Source organism: Paenibacillus sp. FSL P4-0127 (genome assembly GCF_038007325.1).
Classification (GTDB): domain Bacteria; phylum Bacillota; class Bacilli; order Paenibacillales; family Paenibacillaceae; genus Fontibacillus; species Fontibacillus macerans.
Genome location: NZ_JBBOWY010000001.1, coordinates 2,766,037 through 2,789,516, shown reverse-complemented (window position 1 = coordinate 2,789,516; position 23,480 = coordinate 2,766,037). Strand labels below are relative to the sequence as shown.

General features: G+C 57.1%; 16 protein-coding genes and 1 riboswitch. Of the genes, 3 read left to right on the top strand and 13 right to left on the bottom strand.

The annotated features are described in order from the left end of the window. Positions 1 to 16: 16 nt before the first annotated feature. The 5 genes from NYE74_RS12530 to NYE74_RS12510 form a co-directional block, all read right to left on the bottom strand. On the bottom strand, positions 17 to 1,054 hold the full coding sequence (locus NYE74_RS12530) for an ABC transporter substrate-binding protein (protein WP_278739117.1): 1,038 nt from the start codon (positions 1,052 to 1,054) through the stop codon (positions 17 to 19). Between the two features lie 41 nt (positions 1,055 to 1,095). Next, the gene (locus tag NYE74_RS12525; protein WP_278739115.1) at positions 1,096 to 2,028 is read right to left on the bottom strand and encodes an ABC transporter permease; all 933 of its coding nucleotides are present in this window, start codon (positions 2,026 to 2,028) and stop codon (positions 1,096 to 1,098) included. A gap of 51 nt (positions 2,029 to 2,079) precedes the next feature. Next, complete coding sequence (locus tag NYE74_RS12520; RefSeq protein WP_328272276.1) at positions 2,080 to 2,862, bottom strand: ABC transporter ATP-binding protein; 783 nt, start codon at positions 2,860 to 2,862, stop codon at positions 2,080 to 2,082. A 538-nt stretch (positions 2,863 to 3,400) separates the two neighbouring features. Beyond that, positions 3,401 to 3,778 (bottom strand): Na-translocating system protein MpsC family protein, encoded by a 378-nt coding sequence (locus tag NYE74_RS12515; protein WP_155621113.1) that lies wholly within the window; start codon positions 3,776 to 3,778, stop codon positions 3,401 to 3,403. A 179-nt stretch (positions 3,779 to 3,957) separates the two neighbouring features. Then, positions 3,958 to 4,134, bottom strand: coding sequence for a hypothetical protein (locus NYE74_RS12510; protein ID WP_155621114.1), 177 nt, complete (start codon positions 4,132 to 4,134; stop codon positions 3,958 to 3,960). 419 nt (positions 4,135 to 4,553) lie between these two features. Here NYE74_RS12510 and NYE74_RS12505 point away from each other — a divergent pair, with 419 nt between their 5' ends. Further along, positions 4,554 to 4,766 carry a hypothetical protein gene (locus NYE74_RS12505; RefSeq protein WP_340928786.1) on the top strand — a complete coding sequence of 71 codons (213 nt, stop codon included), beginning with the start codon at positions 4,554 to 4,556 and terminating at the stop codon, positions 4,764 to 4,766. A gap of 156 nt (positions 4,767 to 4,922) precedes the next feature. Then, positions 4,923 to 5,780 carry a M15 family metallopeptidase gene (locus NYE74_RS12500; RefSeq protein WP_316561250.1) on the top strand — a complete coding sequence of 286 codons (858 nt, stop codon included), beginning with the start codon at positions 4,923 to 4,925 and terminating at the stop codon, positions 5,778 to 5,780. 14 nt (positions 5,781 to 5,794) lie between these two features. On the opposite strand, the gene NYE74_RS12495 is transcribed toward NYE74_RS12500, so the two are convergent. From NYE74_RS12495 to NYE74_RS12460, 8 genes are all read right to left on the bottom strand, one after another. Next, positions 5,795 to 6,751 (bottom strand): 3'-5' exoribonuclease YhaM family protein, encoded by a 957-nt coding sequence (locus tag NYE74_RS12495; RefSeq protein ID WP_036620750.1) that lies wholly within the window; start codon positions 6,749 to 6,751, stop codon positions 5,795 to 5,797. A 155-nt stretch (positions 6,752 to 6,906) separates the two neighbouring features. Continuing rightward, positions 6,907 to 7,947 (bottom strand): protein-glutamate methylesterase/protein-glutamine glutaminase, encoded by a 1,041-nt coding sequence (locus NYE74_RS12490; protein WP_341004815.1) that lies wholly within the window; start codon positions 7,945 to 7,947, stop codon positions 6,907 to 6,909. A 24-nt stretch (positions 7,948 to 7,971) separates the two neighbouring features. Next, complete coding sequence (locus NYE74_RS12485) at positions 7,972 to 8,787, bottom strand: CheR family methyltransferase (protein ID WP_341004814.1); 816 nt, start codon at positions 8,785 to 8,787, stop codon at positions 7,972 to 7,974. 3 nt (positions 8,788 to 8,790) lie between these two features. Beyond that, complete coding sequence (locus NYE74_RS12480) at positions 8,791 to 10,620, bottom strand: methyl-accepting chemotaxis protein (protein ID WP_341004813.1); 1,830 nt, start codon at positions 10,618 to 10,620, stop codon at positions 8,791 to 8,793. A 28-nt stretch (positions 10,621 to 10,648) separates the two neighbouring features. Further along, entirely contained in the window at positions 10,649 to 11,143 is a 495-nt protein-coding gene (locus tag NYE74_RS12475) for a chemotaxis protein CheW (RefSeq protein ID WP_051985326.1), read from the bottom strand. Positions 11,144 to 11,169: 26 nt separating this feature from the next. Continuing rightward, positions 11,170 to 13,365: a chemotaxis protein CheA gene (locus NYE74_RS12470; protein WP_316561254.1), complete on the bottom strand. Its 2,196-nt coding sequence runs from the start codon at positions 13,363 to 13,365 to the stop codon at positions 11,170 to 11,172. Between the two features lie 135 nt (positions 13,366 to 13,500). After that, positions 13,501 to 13,589: riboswitch (cyclic di-GMP riboswitch) on the bottom strand. 609 nt (positions 13,590 to 14,198) lie between these two features. Then, entirely contained in the window at positions 14,199 to 20,024 is a 5,826-nt protein-coding gene (locus NYE74_RS12465; RefSeq protein WP_340928796.1) for a WIAG-tail domain, read from the bottom strand. Between the two features lie 258 nt (positions 20,025 to 20,282). After that, entirely contained in the window at positions 20,283 to 22,256 is a 1,974-nt protein-coding gene (locus NYE74_RS12460) for a glycoside hydrolase family 127 protein (protein ID WP_316561256.1), read from the bottom strand. 132 nt (positions 22,257 to 22,388) lie between these two features. Between NYE74_RS12460 and NYE74_RS12455 the strand changes: the two genes are divergently transcribed. After that, entirely contained in the window at positions 22,389 to 23,270 is an 882-nt protein-coding gene (locus NYE74_RS12455) for an AraC family transcriptional regulator (RefSeq protein WP_341004812.1), read from the top strand. The last annotated feature ends 210 nt before the right edge of the window (positions 23,271 to 23,480 follow it).

The window sequence follows — 23,480 nt, the reverse complement described above, 5'->3', positions numbered from 1 at the left end:
CTCACCCCGCAATCGTTTATTTGGATTTGTTCACAAACTGCATGTCCACCAATTGGTCATAAGCATAATCGCCTTTAAAAATGCCGGTTTTGATCAGCACGTCCATATCTTGCTTAACGGCCGCCTCCGTAATAAACCCGTCCCGGCTCCACAAGCTGTCCTCATACGCCCGGTCAAGCGAAGCCTGGATCGCCTCGTCCGACAGCGTCGGGAACTCGGCTTTCATATTTTTTTGCGCCAGCTCCTTGTCGTTGTTGACGGCGTTCAGCGCTTCTTTGATCGCATCGACGAATTTTTGCACCGTTTCCGGATCGTTTGCGATCGTCGATTTTTTGACGCTCAGCACCGAATAGGAGAAATCGCCGAAATCGTGGAACTTGTAAAACGGCTCGCCCCATACGTCTTTGGAGATCCCGTCGCTGATTTGCGGTTCGGCGCCGTTGCCGATATCGGCCGCGCCCTGCTGCACCATCGTCACCACGGTCGACGCGTCGGCCGGTTCCAGCAGGGTGACGTCTTTTTCCGGATCAAGCCCCAAATACAGCAGCAAATAACGGATCAGCAGGTTCGGGGTTCCGCCGTGGCGCCCCGCGTTGATTTTTTTCCCTTGGAAAAATTCCTTCAGATCGGCTTCCGATCCGCTTTTGGGCGCCAGCCCTTTTTTCGCGACCAGGTACACGTTGGCCCGGTTGACGACATTCACGACCGACACGATCGGGTCGGAGTTTTTGTTGTTGGCCAGCGCATTGGACTCCGTGCCGCCGATAACGCCCCAGGCGTCGCCGCTGACGACGGCGGTCACGTGCGCCCCGCCGGACGCCTGGATCACCTCCACATCGAGCCCGCGTTTTTGGAAGTAGCCTTCCCGCTGAGCCAGGTAAAGCGGTAAATACCCTGTGGAATGGACCGGCTCGGCGATGACGATCTTTTTGAGTTTTTCCCCGCCGGGCGCGGCTTCCGCCGTCGGCTCGTCCTTCTTGCCCCCGCATCCGGCGAGCAGTCCGCCGGCCAGCGCCAAAGTCAGCAGCAGCGGCAATGCGATTCTTTTCTTCATACGGTTTCCCCCTCAAGTTGAATGGATGACGGTGCGATGCACTACCTCACGCCTAGTCCCTTTGACAGTCCTTTTTCCAGCAGCACCACGCCCCAATACATGACCATGGACAGCACCGACAGGACGACCACGCCGACCCACACGAGATTGATGTCGAGAATCGTGCCGGCGTACATGATCATCCGGCCGACGCCCTGGCTGGAGGCGATAAACTCGCCGACGATCGCTCCCGCCAGCGCGAGCGCAATGTTGATGCGCAGGCTGCTGATGATCCACGGCATCGACCACGGAATCACCACTTTGGTGAACACCTGCATCCGTTTGGCGCCCAGCGAATACATCAGCTTTTCCATGTCCGGATCAACGCTTTTGACCCCGCTGTAAGCCGATAGGGCGGCCACGACGACCGTCATCGAAAAAGCGAGCGCCACTTTGGAAAAAAATCCGATCCCGAGCAAAATGACGAGCACCGGAGCCAGCGCCAGCTTCGGCATGGCGTTCAGGACGATCAGGTAAGGTTCGCTGATGCCGGCATAGCTCTTTGACCACCAGAAGGAGAGGCCGAGCAGCGCGCCAAGCAGCGTCCCGAACACGAAGCCAAGCACGGTGGAGCCGGACGTGTAGACGATGTCGGAAAGCAGCGTGCCTGCCGTCAACTGTACCCAGGTCGTTTGCAAAATAACGCTCGGGCTGCTCCAGTAATAAGGATCAAGCCAGCCGAGCCGGGTAAACACCTCCCATACGACAAACAACAGGACCGCTACAGCAAATCTGCCCCAGCCGATCACGCGGGCCCGCCTCCGGGCGGCCGCTTCCTCATCGTGGATCAGCGGAGCGGAACGGGACGCGGCCTGCGCCTTGGCCGCTTTCGCCGCTTTGGCCGCCCTTCCCTCTTTTTCCGCCTTTCCCGCAGCCCCCGCCGTCTCCGCCGGCAGCGCCTGAACCACAAAAGCCGATTTTCGTACCGTTTCCATCGTAGAATCGCCTCCTAAATCTCCTGGATAAATGTGATGTGTTAAGCTCGGTTATAAAGCGATGTCCTCTTCCGCGTGCCCCGCCGCAAGCTCATCAAGCAGATGATGCTTGAGCTCCATAAAATCCGGCGAGGTCATGTCTTCCGTTTTGCGCGGCCGCTCCATCGTGACCGTAATTTTCGACTTCACGCGCCCGGGGCGCGGGGAAAATACGTAAATGTCGTCGGACAAATAAATCGCCTCGTCGATGTCGTGCGTAACGAACAGCACCGTTTTGCCGAAATCCGTCCAGATTTGCAGCAGCCAGTTTTGCATCGTCAGCCGGGTTTGCGCGTCCAGCGCGCCGAAGGGCTCGTCCAGCAAAATGATGTCGCGATCGTACAGCAGCGTCCTGAGCAGCGCCGCCCGCTGCCGCATGCCTCCCGACAGCTCCTGCGGATAATGCTTGTCAAACCCCTTCAGCCCGTACTTCTCCATCAAAGGCAAGGCCCGCTCTGCGGCCTCCTTGCGCGGAATGCCGCGCACCTCCATGCCGAGGATGATGTTGTCCAGAATTGTCCGCCACGGCAGCAGCATGTCTTTTTGCAGCATATAGCCGACATAACCCGTTTTACCGACGATATTGCGCCCGTCCGCGATCACCTGCCCGGTCGAGGGCGGAATCAGGCCGGCGATAATGTTGAACAAGGTCGACTTTCCGCATCCGCTCGGACCGATCATGCTGACGAACCGGCCCTCCTCGATCGTCAGACTCGTTTCCCGCATGGCGGGAATCTCCTGACCGTTTCGGCGAAACCATTTGCTGACCCCGGAAATTTCGATTTTCGGCTGCATGCTCCCCATCCTCCTTAAAGTGCAAATCTTTTTTGGGCTCAAAACCGAGATCAGTGCTTGACAAAATAAATTATGATAGCGTTCGTGTCCTGGTATCCCTGCACGCTGCTTTGCACGATTATCCCTCTTGTTCAGGGGGCAGAGGGGGGGGGGCTGATTACGGCCCTTTCATTTTTCACGGTGTCCTGCCCCATTCCTCCCGTTAGGTCTGCTTCACTTCTCCTAAATCTCCTTCTCCTAATCCTCCTTCTCACAAACCTGTCTAACAATCTCGAACTTAACGATCTCGAACTAACAATCTCGAACATGTCTGCTGCTCCCAAACCTTTTTTCCTCTCCTGAATTTATCTTCCTCTCTGCTTTTCGGATCAAACGGGATAATCGTGCAAAGCGTCCGGACAGCGAATGTTGATCTGATTATTAGGTTGAGCCCTTTTTTTAATAACAAATTCGGGTACAGAAAAATCGCCAGCCCAGGTCCGCAGGCGCATCCTTCGATGCGCCCACGAGTCCAAACTGACGATTAACCGGCTCTCCGCTACCGGAGTTCCGGCGGTTCCTTCAGATAATGCTCCACGTCGCGATCCAAGACCACGATCGTACCGGAAAATTCGGTCTCGGCATCGTAATCTTTGAGTACTGCGACAATATTCAATTGAAATTGCTGCTCAAGCGCCGCCTTGATTTCCCGCTTAAAGACCTGAAACAGCAAATAATCAAGCTGTCTTGTCGAAAAACGGTACTCCTCGTCCAAAAGCTTCAACACCGGGACTCGTCCATTTAAGGAGACGATCACTATTTTGTTGCCGACGAAATCCACCTTTTGCTGTTTTACACCCACGTTAAAAATCCGCTTATTGATCGCGTTGTAAATCCTCAAAATTTCCTGCTTCAGTTCGCCCGCCGAAGTAATCATCCCCACACCCCATTTCATGTAAGATAATATGTCATATTAATCGGGTGTGATCCTTAAAACGATGAATCTTATGTTTAATTATAGGCGATTCCGAGGACTTGTCAATATATTTATGTCAAAAAAAATAACATATTTTTATATATGTTATTTAACATTACATACATATAACATTATCCGCTTTATCCCGAATATTCCGACAGCTTGTCGATTTCCCGGTACAACTGCTCCGCTTCCACGACCAGCCCGGGCTGGCCCAGCCTGATCGACATCGCGAGCAGCCGGTCCGCCTTCTGCTTCAACCGCTTCATCTCCACCAAAACAGCCTCTTTGTCCGTTCCCAGAGAAGAACCATTCACACGCGATAACCCCTTTCCAAAAAAATCCCAATCATCTCATCTTCTTTCAATTTACCGCATTTTGCATTAATGGCATTTTCAAGGAGTTTTGAATTGGCTTCTTTTCTGGGAGACAACCGCCACAACCATGAGCATGAAAACGTAAGCGAACATGGGAGCGGACCGCGCCTCAGCGATTATCTGAGGAACGGCCCGCGCATGGTTCCCGGCCTCTTTCATAATCCCAAGCATGCACATGCCAAAAGCTGATTTTCCCGATCCTGATCTTTGCCAAGACAATCCCTCCTACGAGAATATAATAGAACTTTCTTTCGTGGTAGTGATCAAAGTCTCACATCCCACGCCTCACTTCAAGTAGGCTGTACGCCCTTATCCGCATGCATTAAAATAGAAGTAAATACGCCCTAAGGAGGTCTGCCATGAGCGAAAAGAAGCAGGACAAGCAGCGCACTTTCGTCAAAGAAACTCCAGGCAGCTATTGGATCGAAGAGCGATTCGAAATTATCGGAGGCGTACGTTACGATTTCCTGTCCTCGCCCAAAATAGCCCATCAGATTTTAGTGACGGAATTATATACGTCGATCAGGGAACGATCATCTCACCGCTACTCCCCTGTCTTTCATTTGATTTGAATCGGCTGTTCCGGGAAGCTTTGCGGTTTGAGGAGAAACCCTCCACCTAAAAACAACCGGAGCGGCCACTTTTATAAAGCGTTTTCACAAAAACGATATGAAGAAAATTACGTCATTATGTTTCCCATTGAAAGCAGACACGAAAGGAGCCATACAATGTTTTCCCGTAACCGCAATTCTACCGATCCCTATACTTCCGACCAACCTCAACCTCGCGCCAGTGTGTACCGATTTGCCCGGCGAAGCCTGCGGCGGACTATCCTGCTTGGCCTGTCCGCCCTGCTGCTGTTGATCAGCTGGAATACCGCCGGAACCGGGATAACCGCGGCAAGCCCGGACAAAGCCGCAGCCGCGCAAGCGGAAACGGCCCCGCCCAAATCTATCGAAAAGCGGAATCAACTGCCCAAAGGAAAAGGATTCGTCTATCTCGATGAAGTGATCCCGGATGCGGTTTACGACATCCGCTATTATACCGGGGACAACTTTATCGGCGAGCGGATCGACGGATATAACGCCCCTTTTGCCATATCAACCTTAAGGGCGGCCCGCGCTTTAAAAAAGGTCAACGACGATTTGGAGAAGCAGGGGTACCGGCTCAAGATCATCGACGCCTACCGCCCGCAAAAAGCGGTCGACCATTTCATCGCCTGGTCCAAAAAACCGCAGGACACACTGATGAAAGAGAAATTTTACCCCGACGTCGACAAGAAAAACCTGTTCAAACTCGGCTATCTCTCTTCCAAATCCGGACATTCCCGTGGCAGCACGGTCGATCTGACCATGGTGTACAAACGGACCGGGGAAGAAGTCGATATGGGCGGCCGCGTCGATTTCCTGGGGGCGGTTTCCGCGCACGGAGCCAAAGGGCTGACCAAGGAACAGCGCAAACACCGCTACATTCTGAAGACCGCGATGGTCAAGCAAGGTTTTAAACCTTACAGCAAGGAATGGTGGCATTACACGTTAAAAAACGAACCTTATCCCTCGACCTATTTCGATTTTGATGTGGAATAACAGGGTCTTAGGCGTCACCACTTCAAGCGGTAGATCGCCTTGTTCTCCAAACCGCGGATGAACGGCGTCCACTCCTCGGTTTCCGGCGTCGTATTCAACGCGTCCTCCACCATTTGCAGCTTGGCGTCCAGCGCATCGATATGGTGCAGCGCGACCGCTTCCGCCATTTGCGGCTGCACCGGGCTGCCCCATTCGCCCAGGTTGTGGTGCGAGAGCACCAAATGCTGCAGCCCCAGCACCTTCGGCGAATCGGGATCGATGCCAAGACGGATCGCCGCCTCGGTGATCCAGCTCGAGGCCATCGCGATATGCCCGACCAGCTTGCCCTGCACGCTGTATTCGGACACGATGCCGAGCTGCGCGACCATCTCCTCCGGCTTGGCGATGTCGTGCAGTATAATGCCCGCCTTCAGCAGATCGCGGTTCAGGAACGGCCGCTGCCGGCACAGAAAATCGCCGATTTCCAGCATCCGCACCATATGGTAAGCAAGCCCGCCGAAATAGGCGTGATGGTGCGTTTTCGCCGCCGGGTAATGGGACAGCTTCTCCTTCACCTTGCCGACGCAATACCGGACGATCTCGCGAATTTCGTCGTCGTCGATGTCCGCGATAACCGATTGAATCGTATAAATCAGATCGTCCGGCGAAATCGGCGCGGAGCGGATGAAATCCGTGAGCGTTACGCCATCCTCCGCTTTGGCCGGCCGGATTTGCATGATTTTGACCTGCAGCTTTTCCCGGTAGGTCTGGACAACCCCGCGTACCTTCACGAGCCCCATCGGAAAAAACGTCTCTTTGTCCGTCTGCGAAGCGTCCCAAAATTTCGCCGGCATTTCCCCGGTTGCGTCGCATAATACGATATCCAAATAATCCTTAGGCGGATTCGCGTTCGTCTGCTTCACTTCCAGCTCCTTGAGCAGATAAAAGCCTACGAATTCATCCTGGTTCTTGAGCTGCTTGATTAAAGTCACTTCCAAATTCCTCCCCCAAATGATACATCCATTATACTACGGGATCGGGTAACCGGCATGGAGCAAAAAAAAGAGCCCTCCCGTCACCCGGGAGGAACTCTCTGCCTTAATGCGTCCGGCGCAGGCAAAACGCCGCCCGGCCGCGCTCTTGCGCTTTATTGGTCCGCCGCCTCGACCACCGCCGAACATAACGCCCGCGCCATCCGCTCCAGCGAAACCTGCTTATCGACCGCGCCCAGCTCATAAGCAACCTTAGGCATGCCGTATACAACGGACGACGGCTCATCCTGCCCAAGCGTGCGGGCGCCCTTGCGGCGCATGGACAGCAGCCCTTTGGCGCCGTCGTATCCCATGCCGGTCAGAATCACGCCAACCGCCCGGGAGCCGCATTCCTTGGCCGCCGATTCGAACAGCACGTCAATCGCCGGACAATGCCCGTTGATCTTATCGCCTTCGAAGCATTCGACCTTGAACCGGCCGCCCAGCTTGCGAAGGCGCATATGCCGGTCTCCGGGCGCGATCAGCACTTTTCCCGGTTCCACGATATCCCCCGATTCCGCCTCCTTGACCGTAAATTTCGTGCTGTGATTCAAGCGGTCGGCAAACATTTTGGAAAACAACGGCGGGATATGCTGTACGATCACCATGCCCGGAAACGTCGAAGGCAGCTGTTTCAAAATATACGAAATGGCCTCCGTCCCCCCGGTTGATGCGCCGATGGCTATAATGCGGTCGGAGTTGAACGTCTGCTCCGGGATGTTGCCGGTTCCGGCGGGTCGGAACCCGGGCCGCGAAACATTCGTGACGGCGGCGATCTTCACCTTCTCAATCAATTCCCGGATAAACAGCTCCACGCTCCTGGGCGACCGGGGATCCGGCTTGCCGACAAAATCGACGGCCCCGGCGTTCATAGCCTCAAACACGGCGTCGCTGATCGTGCTCACCACGATGACGGGCAAAGCGTATTGCGGAAGCAGGCGGCGGATAAATTCGATCCCGTTCATCTTCGGCATTTCCACGTCGCAGATCATCACGTCCGGGCGAAGGCTGACGATTTGGTCGCGGGCGTCGAACGGATCAACCGCTTTTCCGACAATCTCGATATTCGGATCCGACGAAAGCCCCAGGGAGAGCACTTCCCGGTACATCATGGAGTCATCAACGATCAGCACGCGCAATTTCCTGGGTACTCCCATACGATCTCCTCATTTTCACAAATCTTATTCTTTACGATAAACTGCGGGCATCACGTATTTGAACGGCGTCGTTTCCCGCTGCAGCGATTCGGAATGGCCGATGAACAAATAGCCGCCCGGCTCCAAATGCCTGTAAAACTTGTCCACCAAAGCCTGCTTGGTAGGCGCATCGAAATAGATCATGACGTTCCGGCAAAAAATGACGTGAAACTTCCGCTTAAAAGGAAACGCCGGCTCCATCAAATTGAATTTGCGGAAAATAACCTCTTTTTTTAATTTATCGGATACGACGCTGTGCATTTGATCCACCCCGGTGAAATATTTCATTCGCCAGGCGGGAGGAAGAACGGCGATATCTTCATTGGCGTAAACGCCTCTCTGCGCTTTGTCCAAAATTTGCCGCGAAATATCGGTCGCCAGCACCTGCGAATCCCACAGCGGCTTGTTCCGGGCAAAATATTCATTCATCAGCATCGCCAGCGTATAGGGTTCCTCCCCCGAGGAGCACCCCGCGCTCCAAACGCGGAGGTCCTTATCCTTCACCGTGGCTTCCAGGTAAGGGAGCACCTTGTCGCGAAAAAACTGAAAATGATCGTTTTCCCGCATAAAAAACGTGTGGTTCGTGGTGATTTTGTCCACCAGCGTCATGACCGCCTCTCCGGTTCGGTCGGAGACGATATATTCGAAATAGGCCTTAAAGCTGGTGAAGTTTTTGCTCATCAATACGTTGTTCAGCCTGCCCATCACCAGCGCCTGCTTCTCTTCCTTGAGATGAATCCCGTAATGGAGCCGGATGTAATCCGACAGCTGCCGAAACTCCTGGTTCGTAATGCGGATCATACCTCAATATTTACCGAATTCCGAGTCGCTGAGGAGAATCTTGGGCACCGCGGAAGCGCCGGAAGGCTCGTGATTCCGCTCTTTTGGACCCATGTTTTCCAGGACGCGAAGCACTTCGGGATTCAATTCCTCAAGGCTGCCGTTATATCCCGCAAAACCTCCGTACCCGCTGCGCTTCAGCTTAAACTGCGCAACCTGCTGCTTCAGGAGAGCCGCCTGGCTGGACAGCTCCTCGCTGGCGGCGGCGCTTTCCTCCGAGGTCGCCGAGTTGGTTTGGATGACCTGGGACACCTGCGAGATGCCTTGGTTGATTTGCGTGATCGCGGCCGCCTGCTCCGTCGAGGCCATCGCGATATCGCCAACCAGGTTGGCCACCTTTTCGATATCGCCCACGATCGACTGCAGCGCTGCGGCCGTCTGGTCGGCGATTCTCGTGCCTTCCTGCACTTTGTCGATCGAGCCTTCGATCATATCCGTCGTTTCCTTGGCCGCGTTCGCCGAGCGGGCCGCAAGGTTGCGGACCTCCTCCGCCACGACGGCGAAGCCTTTGCCGTGCTGGCCGGCCCGGGCGGCTTCCACGGCGGCGTTGAGCGCCAAAATGTTCGTCTGGAAAGCAATTTCGTCGATGACTTTGATGATTTTTGAAATGTTGCTGGAAGCGTCGTTGATTTCGCGCATCGCCGCCAGCATGTCCTTCATCTGCTCGTTGCCCTGGAGCGCGCTGTTTTTCGAATCGGCCGCGAGCTTGTTCGCTTCGTTCGCGTTTTGCGCGTTCAGCTTCGTCTGCGAGGAGATCTCCTCCAGCGAGGCGGTCAGTTCCTCGACCGAGCTGGCTTGCTCGGTGGCCCCTTGCGACAGCGCGATGCTGGAATCGGACACCTGTTTCGAACCGGAAGCCACCTGGTCCGCGGCCGTATTGATGCTGGTCAATATCTCGTTGTTGCGTTCGATCATTTCCTGGATTTTTTTGCCCATGAGGTCGTTTTCCGATCTTACTCTCACCTGCACGGTCAGATCCCCGCTCGCCACCATCTCTACCGCCTGAGCCTGCTCGCGGATGCTGGCGATCATGCGGGCAAACGACTGCATCAATTGACCGATCTCGTCCTTGCTCTTCGTCTCCACGTTGATGTTTACATTGCCCAGCGCCATTTCCTCGGCCGCCTCGGACAGCTTGCGGATCGGCTTCGTGATGCCGAGGACGATCAGGAAAGCCAGGCCGATGGCGATCAGCGTCATAACGATAATGATCGTAGTCATGATGGCGACCGTGCCGGCGTAAGCTTTATCACCATCATCGCTCGCTTTTTGCGAATTCGTTTGATTGTATTTCACCAAATCGAGCAAAGCGTTTGAAGCCTGATCGAATTCCTTCTCGGAGGTTCCGCTCATGAGCTCCAGCGCTTCGGCCTCTTTATGCTGATCAACCAATCCGATGATTTGGTCGCTGATCTGCAAATAACCGGCCCACTCCTGTTTAAACACGTTATACAGCCGGGCGGCCTCTTCATCGTTTTGGGTCCGCCCCTCGTAACCGGTCATCAGCTGCTGCAATTCCTGGACTTTATTATTTAAACGCTCTTTCATCTCTTTCAATCCCTGCGGGTCGTTCTCCGCCAAAATAATCCGCAATTCGGTGGTCCGGTAATCGGAAGTGGCCGTGTTCATGACATGGGCCGCATCCATCGCCGGGAGCCATGTATCGCTGATGACCGTGGACTGCTGATTCACTTGGTTTAACGAATTGATCGAATACACTCCGAGGCCGACCAGGGAGAGAACCAAAAGACTAAAGGACAGGATTAATCTTGCTTTGATCGTTAGCTTCATCATTTTCCATAACCCCCGTTGCGGTTTTCGTTTACAGTTGACTTAAATTTTCCGCTTCATCATGATGAAGCAGCTTGTCGCCGTCCAGCAGCAGCTTGACTTCGCCGCCGACTTTTCCGACCCCTTTGATAAAACCTTGCTGGCTGCCGCTTTTGATCTCCGGCGGAGGAACGATATCCTCTTCCGCAATCGTGACGACCTCGGCGACACTGTCGACGATCAGCCCGATCGAAATGTCCTTCATATCCACGACGATGATGCAGGTCCGGTCGTTATACTCCCGGAACGGCTTTTTGAAGCGCAGCCTCACGTCCATGACCGGAATGATTTTGCCGCGCAAATTGATGATGCCGCGGATATGCTCCGGCAACTCCGGCACCTCGGTAATCGCCTGGATGCCGATGATTTCGGTGACGAATTTGATTTCGATGCCGTAAACATCGCTCCCGATCATAAACGTGAGGAACTTTCCTTTCTGCGTGTCGTCGTCCTGCTCCAGCGGCAGGCTTGCCTCTTGATTCGCCATGTCTCCCTCTCCTTTGCTTGGTTGTCCTATGATGCCGATGCCTTGACGAGTCCCCCGACATCGAGGATCAGGCTGATGCTTCCGTCCCCGAGCATCGTGCAGCCAGCCAAGCCCCCGATGTTCCGAATTTTACGGATATACGCCGGCAAGCTCTTGACCACAACCTGCTGCTGCCCGAGCAATTCGTCGGCAAAAACGCAAAACGGCGTGCCGTCCTGCTCCACCATGATCAAAATCCCGTCTTCCATCGCGGTAATCTCGGTCTTGACCTTATAGCGTTCGTAAAGGCGCAGTACTCCGTAGCACTGCCCGCGCACCATGACCATTTCGTTGCCGTCGGGATCGGTGACCACGCTGCCGGGGGCGGCGCGGAACGATTCCTTGATCGCCGTCGTCGGGATCGTATATCTCGCCTTCCCCACCTTCACGTTCATGCCGTCGATAATCGCCAGCGTCAGCGGAATGCGGATCGTAATCGTCGTTCCTTCGCCTGCCGCGCTGTCCACCGACACATTCCCGCCGACGCTTTCGATATTGCGCATCACGACATCCATGCCGACCCCGCGCCCGCTATACTCGGTAATGACCTCTTTCGTGGAGAAGCCCGGGAGAAAGATCAAGTTGTAAATCTCGCGGTCGCTCATCTCCGACTCGTCCTTGAACAGCATTTGCCGCTCGCGGGCGCGCTGTAAAATTTTCGCTTTGTTCAGCCCCCTGCCGTCGTCGCGCACGATAATGAACACCTCGTTGCCGACGTTTTTCGCTTCAAGGGTCAACGTCGCGGATTCTTCCTTGCCCGCTGCCAGGCGTTCCTCCGGCGTTTCGATGCCGTGGTCGATCGCGTTCCGTACAAGGTGCATGATCGGATCGGAGATGTGCTCGATGATGTTTTTGTCCACTTCCGTATCCTCGCCAAGCAGTTCCAACCGGACTGACTTATCCTGTTTTCTGCACATATCCCGTACGATGCGGTTCATTTTTTGGAACGTATTAACCAGCGGCACCATGCGGATCGACATGACCTTGTCTTGGATTTCGCCGGTGATCTTCCGCAGATGCCGAGCGGCCTTCTGAAACTGTTCAAGCTCCAGTCCGGCCAATTCCGGGTTTTGCGTGACCATCGATTCGGCGATGACGAGCTCGCCGACCAGGTCCATCAACTCGTCGAGCTTGGCCAAATTCACGCTGATGAAACTGGAATGCTGCGAGGCATTAGCTCTGGCAATATCCTGCGTTTTGGCCTCCGGCGCCTGCGAAGTGCGGGCAGCCGCTCCCGGCACCTGGGAGGGTTCGGCGGCGCCCGGCTCGGAAGGGGAGGCTGGTGCAGCGTCCGTAGAAAGTGCTGCAGCGTGCGCTGCAGAATGTGCCGCCGTAGACTCTCCTGTTCGCGCTTCCGCTTCGGGTATCGGCTGAAGCGTCTCTGCCGCGGCGGCCGTCTCAGCCTCAGGCTCTGCCCGGCTTTGTTCCGGCAAATTGATCATTTCCAAATGCTTTAAGGATGGCGCCTGCGACAGGTAAGCAGCTACCGTGTCCGCGGATTCGCCGTTCCGGAACAGAATTTGGAAGCCCTGCTCTCTTATGAGCGAGGCTGTTTCGGGATTTTCGGCAATGTCCTCGGGCCAGTAGGCGAATTGCTCGGTCATTTCCTGCAGGCTGTGAACGACTTGATATGCCCGAACATTCTCCATGTTGTAATCGTCATCAAAATAAAGAACGGCTTTTAAATGAGCCCCGGAAGCGGAATCCTCACCGTCCTGACGTTTGCCGGTCTCGGGGCCTCGAAGAGGGGAAACAGCCGGCCCGGGATGCTGTGCGGCTTTTAGTTCTTCCAAATATCCGGTAATGCTGCTTTTCAGCGAAGATGCGTCCCCGTCAGGAGAATCGCCCTGCCTGATCTTATACAGCTCAAGCTTAATGAAATCGCCGCCCTGCAGCACCAGCTCGGACAACGCCGTGCAATCGGCCAAGCGGGGCTGATGTTCGCGGATAAACGCAAACAGATCTTCCATGATGTGCGACAAAGCCGCGATGTTATCGAAATTCATCATCGTGGAGGAGCCTTTGATCGTGTGCATAATGCGGAAAATGTCGTGGATGGCGGCGGACGGAAAAGCGTTAAGCTCTTCGCATTCCAGGATGATCTGTTCCAACTGCTCGAGCAGCTGCGAATTTTCGTGAAGATAGACCTCTAATAACGGATCGCTATTTTCTCGTTCTGCCATAAACTATCTCCCCGTTTTACATAATTCGACATTATTGATGCTTTTTCGACAAATTTCAGACATAAAAAAACTCCTTCTTCATGAACCTTCTAGCGAAGAAAGAGAACCCGAAGAAAGAGAGGACGCCTATCCAACTATAGAAACCCGGCTGCCGTAGCTGTTGCTGGTACTTTAGGCCCGTGGCTTTGCGTCCTTGTCTTTCGGCAAGTTTGCCCTTCTAGTCTTTGCTATTTTTTAGTTGGTTTCATACTAACACGCCTGAGCAGGCTGTGTAAATACTAAAAACGGCCGGTCTGAGCCGTGAGAAAGCCCGATTGACCGGCGAAATATGCAGCCGTTTTTCCAGCCGGAATCACGGCCAGGCCTTAGGTAATCCGACGCAGTTCCGGGCAGTTTTAAGGAACTTCAGGGACAGCTTCAGGAGCTTCAGGACGGATTCAGGACGGATTCAGGGCGGATTCAGGGCGGATCAGCGAAGCCACAAACAGCCCCGGCGAAACCTCATTGGATATATCCAATTAAAATGGAAATTCAATCGTAAATATGGAGGCTTGATTGGATACTTTCCAATAGATGAGACTCGGCAAGGTGCAAAATGGGCGATTTAAGCGAAGTTTATTGGATACTTCCAATGTGAGTTCAAAATTGTGTTTGATTTCCGTCAATCTATTGGATTTTTCCAATGGATACGGCCCATCGCTGCATACGCAGCCCATGCCGTCAGTCCCACTACGAATAAGGCACAGACAGGAATAAATCCCCGCCCGGCTGGCACGGCAAAAAGCCGCCGAATAAACTCGGCGGCCCTGCTACGATCTTATCGGCCCTACACTCTAATGCGCGTTTCCGATGGCAATCCACATGACGAAGCCGTAGTGGACATGGCTTTCCTTCAGCCTGGAAATCGTAATGACGGCCGATTCCTGAGTTTGTTCGCTTAGCGTGGCGTAAAAAGCCGAATGGTTCGTCATTGCAACGATAACAAAGTTAGGATTAGCAAACGGCTCTTCAAATTCAACCTTCACTTGCGTTTCGGCCTCATCGCGCTGCAACAAAAACGCCGACATTCCAAACAGCTGTTTGGCCGGCTGGTCCAGCAGCGTCTGGACCGGAGTAAAGGCAAGGTGCTCCGCGCCGACCGCGCCGGTTTTCAGGTGGCGCGAGGCAATCGCTTCATCGGCAAGCTGTGCGCTGCCGACCGCCGCGTTTGCAATATGCCCGCTTTGCACCGCTCCCTGCTGCAGATGCTCGCCGCCGACCGACTCCTCGGCCAGAATGTCGGCATCCACAACACCGGCCTGAAGGTGTACCCGATCTATCGACAATGGCTGAATGTCCTCGCCACCGATCCCTTTTTCCGGCAGCAGCCCGTTTCGCTGCAGTTCAGCCGACAGATGCCAGACATCGATCGACTCGGGGCCGATGTGACGCGATGCGATTGCCGCTTCCTCGATATGCCGGCCTTCCACGCTCTCCTTCGCCAGATGCAGTGCCCGCACGGACTCAGGAGCCAAATGAGCGCTCTGCACCGACTCTGCGGCGAGATGCCCGCTTTGCACCGCTCCCCGCCGCAGATGCTCGCCGCCGACCGACTCCTCGGCCAGCACCTCGCCGTCTACGGCTTCAGCCTGCAGATGCGCCCGGCCTATCGACAGCGGATGAATATCCTCACCGTCGATCCCTTCTTCCGGAAGCAGCCCGTTTCGCTGCAGTTCGGCCGACAGATGCCAGACATCGATCGACTCGGGGCCGATGTGGCGGGATGCGATCGCCGCTTCCTCGATATGCCGGCCTTCCACGCTCTCCTTCGCCAGATGCAGCGCCCGCACGGACTCAGGGGCCAAATGAGCGCCCTGCACCGACTCTGCGGCTAGGTGACGCGATGCGATTGCCGCTTCGCCAATATGCCGTCCCTCTATGCTCCCCTGTGCCAGATGCTGCGGCCCTACGGCTTCAGCGGCCAGATGAGCGCTCTGCACCGACTCTGCGGCGAGATGCCCGCTTTGCACCGCTCCCCGCTGCAGATGCTCACCGCCAACCGCTCCCTCGGCCAGCACTTCGCCGTCCACGGCTTCGGACTGCAGATGCGCCCGGCCTATCGACAGCGGATGAATATCCTCTTCTCCGATACCGTCTGCCGGCAGCAGACCGTTTCGCTGCAGTTCGGCCGACAAATGCCGGACATCGATCGACTCGGCGGCAATGTGGCGGGAAGTGATCGCCGCTTCGCCAATATGCCGCCCCTCTACGCTCCCCTTCGCCAGATGCTGCGGCCCTACGGCTTCAGCGGCCAGATGAGCGCCCTGCACCGACTCCGCGGCGAGATGCCCGCTTTGCACCGCTCCCCGCCGCAGATGCTCGCCGCCAACCGCTCCCTCGGCCAGCACCTCGCCGTCCACGGCTTCAGACTGCAGATGCGCCCGGCCTATTGACAGCGGGTGAATATCCTCACCGTCGATCCCTTCTGCCGGCAGCAGCCCGCTTCGCTGCAGTTCGGCCGACAGGTGCGCACTCCCGATCGCTTCGCGCGCAATGTGGCGCGATGCGATCGCCGCTTCCCCAATATGCCGCCCCTCTATGCTAGCCTCCGCCAAATGCTGCGGCCCTACGGCTTCAGGAGCCAGATGAGCGCCCTGCACCGACTCCGCGGCTATGTGACGCGATGCGATCGCCGCTTTCCCAATATGCCGCCCCTCTACGCTCCCCTTCGCCAGATGCTGCGGCCCTACGGCTTCAGCGGCCAGATGAGCGCCCTGCACCGACTCTGCGGCGAGATGCCCGCTTTGCACCGCTCCCCGCCGCAGATGCTCGCCGCCAACCGCTCCCTCGGCCAGCACCTCGCCGTCCACGGCTTCAGACTGCAGATGCGCCCGGCCTATCGACAGCGGGTGAATATCCTCACCGTCGATCCCTTCTGCCGGCAGCAGCCCGCTTCGCTGCAGTTCGGCCGACAGGTGCGCACTCCCGATCGCTTCGCGCGCAATGTGGCGCGATGCGATCGCCGCTTCCCCAATATGCCGCCCCTCTATGCTAGCCTCCGCCAAATGCTGCGGCCCTACGGCTTCAGGAGCCAGATGAGCGCCCTGCACCGATTTCGCGGCAATGTGGCGGGATGCGATCGCTGCATCCTCGATGTGCCGTCCCTCTATGCTCTCCTTCGCCAGATGCAGCGATCTTACGATCTCGGGAGCCAAATGGGCGCTCTGCACCGACTCCGCGGCGAGATTCCTGCTTTGCACCGCGCTCCGCTGCAGATGCTCGGCACCGACCGACTCCGCGGCCAGCACGTCGGCATCCACGGCTCTGGACTGAAGATGTGCCCGGCTTATCGACAAGGGATGAATATCCTCCCCGCCGATCCCGTCTGCCGGCAGCAGCCCGCTTCGCAGCAGTTCGGCCGACAGGTGAAAGCCTTCGACCGCTTCGGGTGCGAGATGCCCCGATGCGATCGCCGCTTTGCCGATATGCCGCCCCTCTACGCTGGCCTCCGCCAGATGCTGCGCACGTACGGTCCCGGAGGCCAAATGATCGCTTTGTACGGCCTCGGCGGCGAGATGTCCGCTTTGCACCGCGCCCCGCCGCAGATGCTCGCCGCCGACGGACTCTTCCGCCAGCACGTCGCCGTCCACGGCTCCGGACTGCAGATGCACCCGGGATATCGATAACGGATGAATATCCTTTCCATCGATCCCGTCTGCCGGCAGCAGCCCGCTTCGCAGCAGTTCGGCCGACAGGTGCTCACTCTCGATCGCTTCGGGCGCGAGGTGGCGCGATGCGATCGCCGCTTCTTCGATATGCCGCCCCTCTACGCTGGCTTCCGCCAAATGCAGCGAACGTATGGCCTCAGGGGCCAGATGCGCGCTTCGCACGGCCTCGGCGGCGATATGCCCGCTTTGCACGACGCCCCGCTGTAAATGCTCGCCGCCAACCGACTCCCCGGCCAGCACATCGGCATCCACGGCTCCGGACTGCAGATGCGCCCGGCCTATCGATGAGAGTTTTACATCCTTCCCATCGATTCCGTCTTCCGGCAGCAGCCCGCTTTGCTGCAATTCGGCCGACAAATGCCAGAAGTCGATTGCTTCGGCCGCAATATGGCGGGATACGATCGCCCCTTCACCGATGTGCCGGCCTTCTACGCTCTCCTCCGCCAGATGCTCCGCTTGCACGGCCTCTTGCGCCAGGTGGTCGCTCTGAACGGCCTCACTGGCGATGTGGCCGCTTTGCACCGCCCCTTTTTGCAGATGCTCCGAACCGACCGCTTCCCCGGCCAGCACATCGGCATCCACGGCCCCGGACTGCAGATGCGACCGCTCGATCGACAGCGGCTGGATATCCTCCCCGTCGACACCGTCTTCCGGCAACAGTCCGCTTTGCTGCAGTTCGGGCGACAGATGCCAGAAGTCGATCGTTTCGGGCGCGAGATGGCGCGATGCGACCACCGCCTCGCCGATATGCCGGCCCTCGACGCTTTCCTCCGCCAGATGCCGCGCCTGGACCGCTTCGGCGGCCAATTTTCCGGCCGAAACGGCGCCATCCTGCAGCACCCGCGGCGAAACGGCTCCGGAAGCAAGATGATTCTCGTCAACGGCATGCGTTTGCAGATGCGCCGAAGAGACAGCGTTATCCGCCAGATGCAAGGGCAAAACCGCACCCGGGGCCAGACACTCCGACTGCACGGCGCCCGGAGCCAGATGCCGGGGCTGGATGGCCTGCGGGGCGATTTTTGCGGCCGTCACGTTGCCGTCGGCCATTTTGGCGGTGGTTACCGCCAGATCGCCCAGTTTGTCGGTCGTAACGCTTTCCGGCGACAGCTTCAGGGACGTGACCGCATGATCCTGCAAATGCGGAGAAAAGATCGATCCGGCCCCCAAATGCTCCTCCCGGATAGCCCCGTTTTGCAGCAGGCTGCCGTCAATGCTCTGTTTGGCCAGATGAATGTTTTGAATCGCCCCCGGGGCCAGATGCTCCGACGATACCTGGCGAGGGCCGATCGCGTATCCCGTCACCGCGCCCGGAGCCAGGCTGCGGCTGGTCACGCTGTCCTCCGTGAGCTTGTCGGCGGTGACGCTGCCGGGCTGAAGGTGGGCCGCCGTAACCGCCCCCTCCGCCAGGTGATGTCCGGCAATCTCGCCGACAGCCAGCTTTTCTCCCGTGACGGCCCCATCCGCCAGATGCCATTCCTGGATAGATTCCGGCAACACATGCTCCCCTTGGACCGAGGCAGGCGCCAAATGCATTCCTGTGACGGAAGATGGCGCCAGCTGCGGCGAATGGACCGCGGATTTGGCCAGATGGCGGGTCTGCACAGCCTCGTCGGCGATTTTCCCCGGCAAAATGCTTTGATCGGCGATTTTGGACGAAGTGACGGCCTGTTCGACGATTTGCGCGGTGCCGATGGATTGATCGGACAATTTCGTGGACAGGATCGATTTGTCGGCCAAATGCCGGCCTTTAACCGAACCGTCCGCCAGTTGCTCCGCTCCGACGCTGCCGGGCTGCAAATGGGCGGTGCCGACGCTTCCCGAGCGAATATGGCGGGATTCGACCGCCTGGTCGCAGATATGGCCGGTGCCGACGCTTCCCTCCCGCAGCTGCTTGGTACCGACGCTGGCGGGAGCCAGCATCTCGCCGCCGATCAGTCCGGGAGCGAGGTGGCTGGCGGTTATGGTGTTTTTCGCCAGATGCCGGCTTTCCACCGCGCCTTCCCGCAGCTTGGCGCTCGTCACAGCGCCGTCGCGCAGCTTGGACGTCGTAACCGATTCATCGCCCAGTTTGGAGGTATCCACGGCTCCGTTCGCCAGGTTGACCGATTCGATCGCCCCGCTGCGGATTTTTTCGCTTGTCACCGCTTGATTCTGAATCAAATTGGTCGTGACGATCCATTCGCTTAAATGCCGGCTTTCGATGGAACCGTCCGCCAGCTTCTCCCCGGCGATGACCCGGTCGGCCAATTTATCCGAGGTGATGCTGCCGTCCGCCAGCTTTTCCCCGCCGACGGAGCGATCCTTGATCGCTCTGCCCTCGATCGCGCTGTCCACCAGATGGCTGCCGGTTACGGACAAAGGGGCAAGCTTGCTCGAAGTGACGGCTCCGTCGGCCAATTTGATGGTGTCCACTGCATAATCGGCGATCCAGGCGGTACCGATGCTGCCGCGCATAATCCGCGAAGCGTCGATCGTATGGGGCGCGATTTTTTCCCCGGTTACCGCCGCATCCATAATATCATCCGTATAAATAATTCCCAGTTCCTGTTTCAGGACGTTTTTATCTACCGGTTTGTCTTGTACCTGCGGCACACGCTCGCCGGTAGGGTATTCCGGCGCTTCCTGCCAAGGCGGAGGAAATGTCATCGCTTCCTTCCCGGGCTGAGGAGCTGCTACCGCCTCCTTCTTGGGCAGAGGGGCCGCGATCGCCTCCTTCCCGGGCGGAAGGTCTTCTACCGCCTCCTTTTCGGGTGAAGGGAGTTCCAGTTCTTCCTCTTCGGGGGCGGACAATAGCGAAGAGGCGCTCTGATGAATTTTTATTTCCTTTAGCTCCTCCGGCCGTGCCGCTCTCCTTTCTTCCAACAACATTAACTCGTTCATATCCGGATTATCCACATAGTAGAGTGAGGATTTTCTCGCCCTGCCGGATTTTGTGCCTTTGCCTTTTCTCAAGGACCGCTCGCTCCTTTACCAAAAAGATGATCGTCTCTTCTGGTATCATATGCGGACGTTTAGGCACTCGTCACAGACGACTTCCCCCGTATCTGCCGAAGATCCGGCAAAAAAGAGAAAAAATTATTGGGTCGTCCTGCTCGTATATTTGCGAATCCGCCTCTTGAACATGGAACAACGAACGCACAACATGAAACGCGCAATGCGTCCGGCAATCCGTAGACATCCGCGGCTAAGCGCCTATCGGTGCGGGAATCGTCACTGCTCCCGAACCCACACGGTCATTTCGCCTTCCCCGCGATTGGCCCAGGCATAATACGGAATAAATTTCAGCGCCGCCGGCCGCGTGGCCGAAGGCGGCTGCGGACTGTACAAGCCGCCGGTCCACGCCGCTTCGTCCTGGCGCTCAGCCGCAGCCTCGATCGTGACTACGCCGCCGAGCAGCTCCGCCTCCCTCCGGACGGTAAGCTCCGCCATTTTCGGCAGCGCCAGTTCGTGCAGGTTCGCTCCGTTGTCCGCCTGCTCCAGGCAGTACACGAGCGGTCCCCGCTGCAGCGCGACCTTTCCGGCGTTTGCGCGGACAAGCGGATGGCTGTACATGCGCGTAACCGGCATGGAAAGCCGCAGCTCCACAACGTCGCCCTCCTGCCAGCGCCGCTGTACCCGCGCATAGCCGTTCCTGACCGTGCTGCCGTTCAGCGGCACCGTTTCACCGCAGACGGTGAGGCTCGCTTCGGGACACCAGTCCGGCAAGCGCAACGCCAGCGCGAACTCCCCGCCCTCCTGCGGGTGGACCGTAAAGCGCACCAGACCGTCCCACGGATAATCGGTCGCCTGCACCAGCTTCACCCGGCTTCCGCCAACCTGCAGCTCGGCTTCCCCGCCGATGTAGAGGTGGGCGTACACCGTATCCCCTTGCACCGTATAAATGTATTCCCCGAGCGAGGCGAGCAGCCGGGCGACGTTGGGCGGGCAGCAAGCGCAGCCGAACCATTCCTGGCGTACCGTTTTGATATGGTCGTATTTATGGTTGGCGCCATGGCAGGCTTTCGGATCCACCTCAAGCGGATTGACGTAAAAGAAATGCTTGCCGTCCCGCGCCATTCCGCCGACGACCGTATTGTAAAGCGCCCGCTCCATGACGTCCGCGTATTTCGATTCGGGCGCGAGCCGCAGCATCCGCTGGGCAAAGAAAACAAGCCCGATTGAAGCGCATGTCTCGGCATATACCGTATCGTTCGGCAAATCGTAGTCGAAGGAGAACGCCTCGCCCTGCGGCATCGAGCCTACCCCGCCGGTGATATACATCTGCTTGCCGGCGATGTTGTCCCACAGCTTGCGGCACGCCGCGAGCATGGACTCGTCCCCCGTCAGCGCCGCCACATCGGCCATCCCGGTAAGCATGTACAAGAGCCGCACCGCATGCCCGGCCGCGGTCTCCTGCTCCCGCACCGGCAGATGCGCCTGATGGTAGGCCAAGTCCACATGCTTGCCGCTTCCCGGCCAATGCGTTTTGCCGCCCCGTTTTTGCAGCTCCGCTTCAAAAAAGTTCGGTTTTTGTCCGCGCTGATCCAAAAAATACTTGCTCAGGCGCAAATACCGCTCATTGCCCGTTACTTCGTACAGTTTGACCAGCGCCAGCTCGATTTCCTGGTGCCCGTCGTAGCCCGGCAGCTGCCCCGGCTCGTTTCCGAACACGGTGCCGATATAATCCGCAAACTTGCAGACGACGTCGAGCAGCTTTCTTTTGCCCGTAGCCCGGTAATACGCCACCCCCGCCTCGATCATATGCCCCGCGCAGTAGAGCTCGTGGCATTCCGTCAGATTGGTCCAACGTCCGTCCGGTTCTTTCACCGTAAAATACGTATTCAAATACCCGTCATCCTGCTGGGCCTGGGCAATAATGTCGATTAACCCGTCGGCGGTTTCTTCCAGCTGCGGATTTGCATCCGCTTCCAATAAGTAAGACACCGCTTCCAGCCATTTCGCCAGGTCACTGTCCTGAAACACCATTCCGTAGAAATCCCCTTGCTCAAGCCCGGCCGCGATCCGGAAATTGCGGACGGCGCCGCTTGGTTCGGCGCTCTCCACCCGGTCGTTCAAGGCCTCCCATTGATAGGGAACGACCACGTCGCGCACAAGCCCAATATAGTAGCTCCAAAAATCGTCCCGGATGCGCACCCGGTTTAACGGCACTCTTTCGGACCGCTGCGTTTTGTCGGTTTGGAACATACCAGAGATCCTCCTCTTTTTTGAAATATCATACTAACCAACCCTATTCTATCTCATAGATTTGCTTCATAATATGGATGTCAGCAACTTAAAAGTTATAATATTTCACACTTATCCCGGAGGGATCGTCCGATGCTGAAAACAGCGGAAATCGTGCAAATCGCCGCTCCGCCCCTGCCTTATTTTCTCGAATGCGGGTATACCGTTTACGAGCCCGGGGAGGAGCATCCGAGCCGCAGGAATCTCGGTATTTTCGACCTGCTCGTTATGGAGAGCGGGACGCTGCATATCGGCGAAGCCGGGCGGCGGTGGAGCTTGACGGCGGGGCAATCGCTGCTGCTGCTCCCTGACCAGTATCATTATGCGGCGGGGCCGTGCGAGGAACCTACGGCTTTTTATTGGCTGCATTTTCACACGGTTAGCTCCTGGCAGCAGATTCCCGGGGAGGAACCGGATTTCCCGTACCCCGGCGCGGAAGAGCACTATCGGCGGTTCCTGGCCTCGCCTTATTCCATCCAGTTGCCCAAAATGTGGACGATGCCCTACCCCGAGCAGGCCTACCGCCTGTTTCGCCAACTGCTGCATCATTCGGGGGAACGCCAGTCGAGCGCCTTTTGGACCGGGCAGCAGCTGTTCGGGGAACTGCTGCGTACGATGGACCTTAGGCAACTGGAGTCGTACGCTTCACCGGTCGTCACCGTGGCGGAAAAAGCCGAAGCGTTCATCAAGAACAATTACCGCGCGGAAATCAGCAGCGGGCAGATGTCCGAGGCGCTGCACTACCACTACAACTACATTACGCGCTGCATGAAGCAGGTATACGGGATGACGCCGAACGATTATCTGCTGCATTACCGCCTCGAACAGGCCAAGCTGCTGCTGCTGAAAACCGAATGGCCGATCTCGGTCATCGCCGCTTATGTCGGGTTTGGCAGCACGCCGTATTTCTCCAACCGCTTTGCGCTCAAAAACGGCTGCTCGCCGCGGCAGTTCCGCAAACAGTACACTTCGTAAGTCCAAGGCGGTTCCTAGAATAACGCGAGTATAGCGGGGCGGCGAGGCGGCGGAGCGACGGGGGACGGAGCGACGGGACAGCAGATCCCCAGAAATAAAGGCAAAAAACGCCGTTATTCCGGCGCTATGCACCCATTTGAGAGAAATAGGAGCCATTTATGTCTCTATTTTCTTGACTAGTAAGAAAATGTCCGCGTTCCGGGTCATTCG

What these genes read in the sequence shown, in the direction of transcription:
- NYE74_RS12530 (WP_278739117.1), bottom strand. Translation starts at nt 1,054, where the DNA reads ATGAAGAAAAGAATCGCATTGCCGCTGCTGCTGACTTTGGCGCTGGCC.
- NYE74_RS12525 (WP_278739115.1), bottom strand. Translation starts at nt 2,028, where the DNA reads ATGGAAACGGTACGAAAATCGGCTTTTGTGGTTCAGGCGCTGCCGGCG.
- NYE74_RS12520 (WP_328272276.1), bottom strand. Translation starts at nt 2,862, where the DNA reads ATGCAGCCGAAAATCGAAATTTCCGGGGTCAGCAAATGGTTTCGCCGA.
- NYE74_RS12515 (WP_155621113.1), bottom strand. Translation starts at nt 3,778, where the DNA reads ATGATTACTTCGGCGGGCGAACTGAAGCAGGAAATTTTGAGGATTTAC.
- NYE74_RS12505 (WP_340928786.1), top strand. Translation starts at nt 4,554, where the DNA reads ATGAGCGAAAAGAAGCAGGACAAGCAGCGCACTTTCGTCAAAGAAACT.
- NYE74_RS12500 (WP_316561250.1), top strand. Translation starts at nt 4,923, where the DNA reads ATGTTTTCCCGTAACCGCAATTCTACCGATCCCTATACTTCCGACCAA.
- NYE74_RS12490 (WP_341004815.1), bottom strand. Translation starts at nt 7,947, where the DNA reads ATGGGAGTACCCAGGAAATTGCGCGTGCTGATCGTTGATGACTCCATG.
- NYE74_RS12485 (WP_341004814.1), bottom strand. Translation starts at nt 8,787, where the DNA reads ATGATCCGCATTACGAACCAGGAGTTTCGGCAGCTGTCGGATTACATC.
- NYE74_RS12480 (WP_341004813.1), bottom strand. Translation starts at nt 10,620, where the DNA reads ATGATGAAGCTAACGATCAAAGCAAGATTAATCCTGTCCTTTAGTCTT.
- NYE74_RS12475 (WP_051985326.1), bottom strand. Translation starts at nt 11,143, where the DNA reads ATGGCGAATCAAGAGGCAAGCCTGCCGCTGGAGCAGGACGACGACACG.
- NYE74_RS12470 (WP_316561254.1), bottom strand. Translation starts at nt 13,365, where the DNA reads ATGGCAGAACGAGAAAATAGCGATCCGTTATTAGAGGTCTATCTTCAC.
- NYE74_RS12460 (WP_316561256.1), bottom strand. Translation starts at nt 22,256, where the DNA reads ATGTTCCAAACCGACAAAACGCAGCGGTCCGAAAGAGTGCCGTTAAAC.
- NYE74_RS12455 (WP_341004812.1), top strand. Translation starts at nt 22,389, where the DNA reads ATGCTGAAAACAGCGGAAATCGTGCAAATCGCCGCTCCGCCCCTGCCT.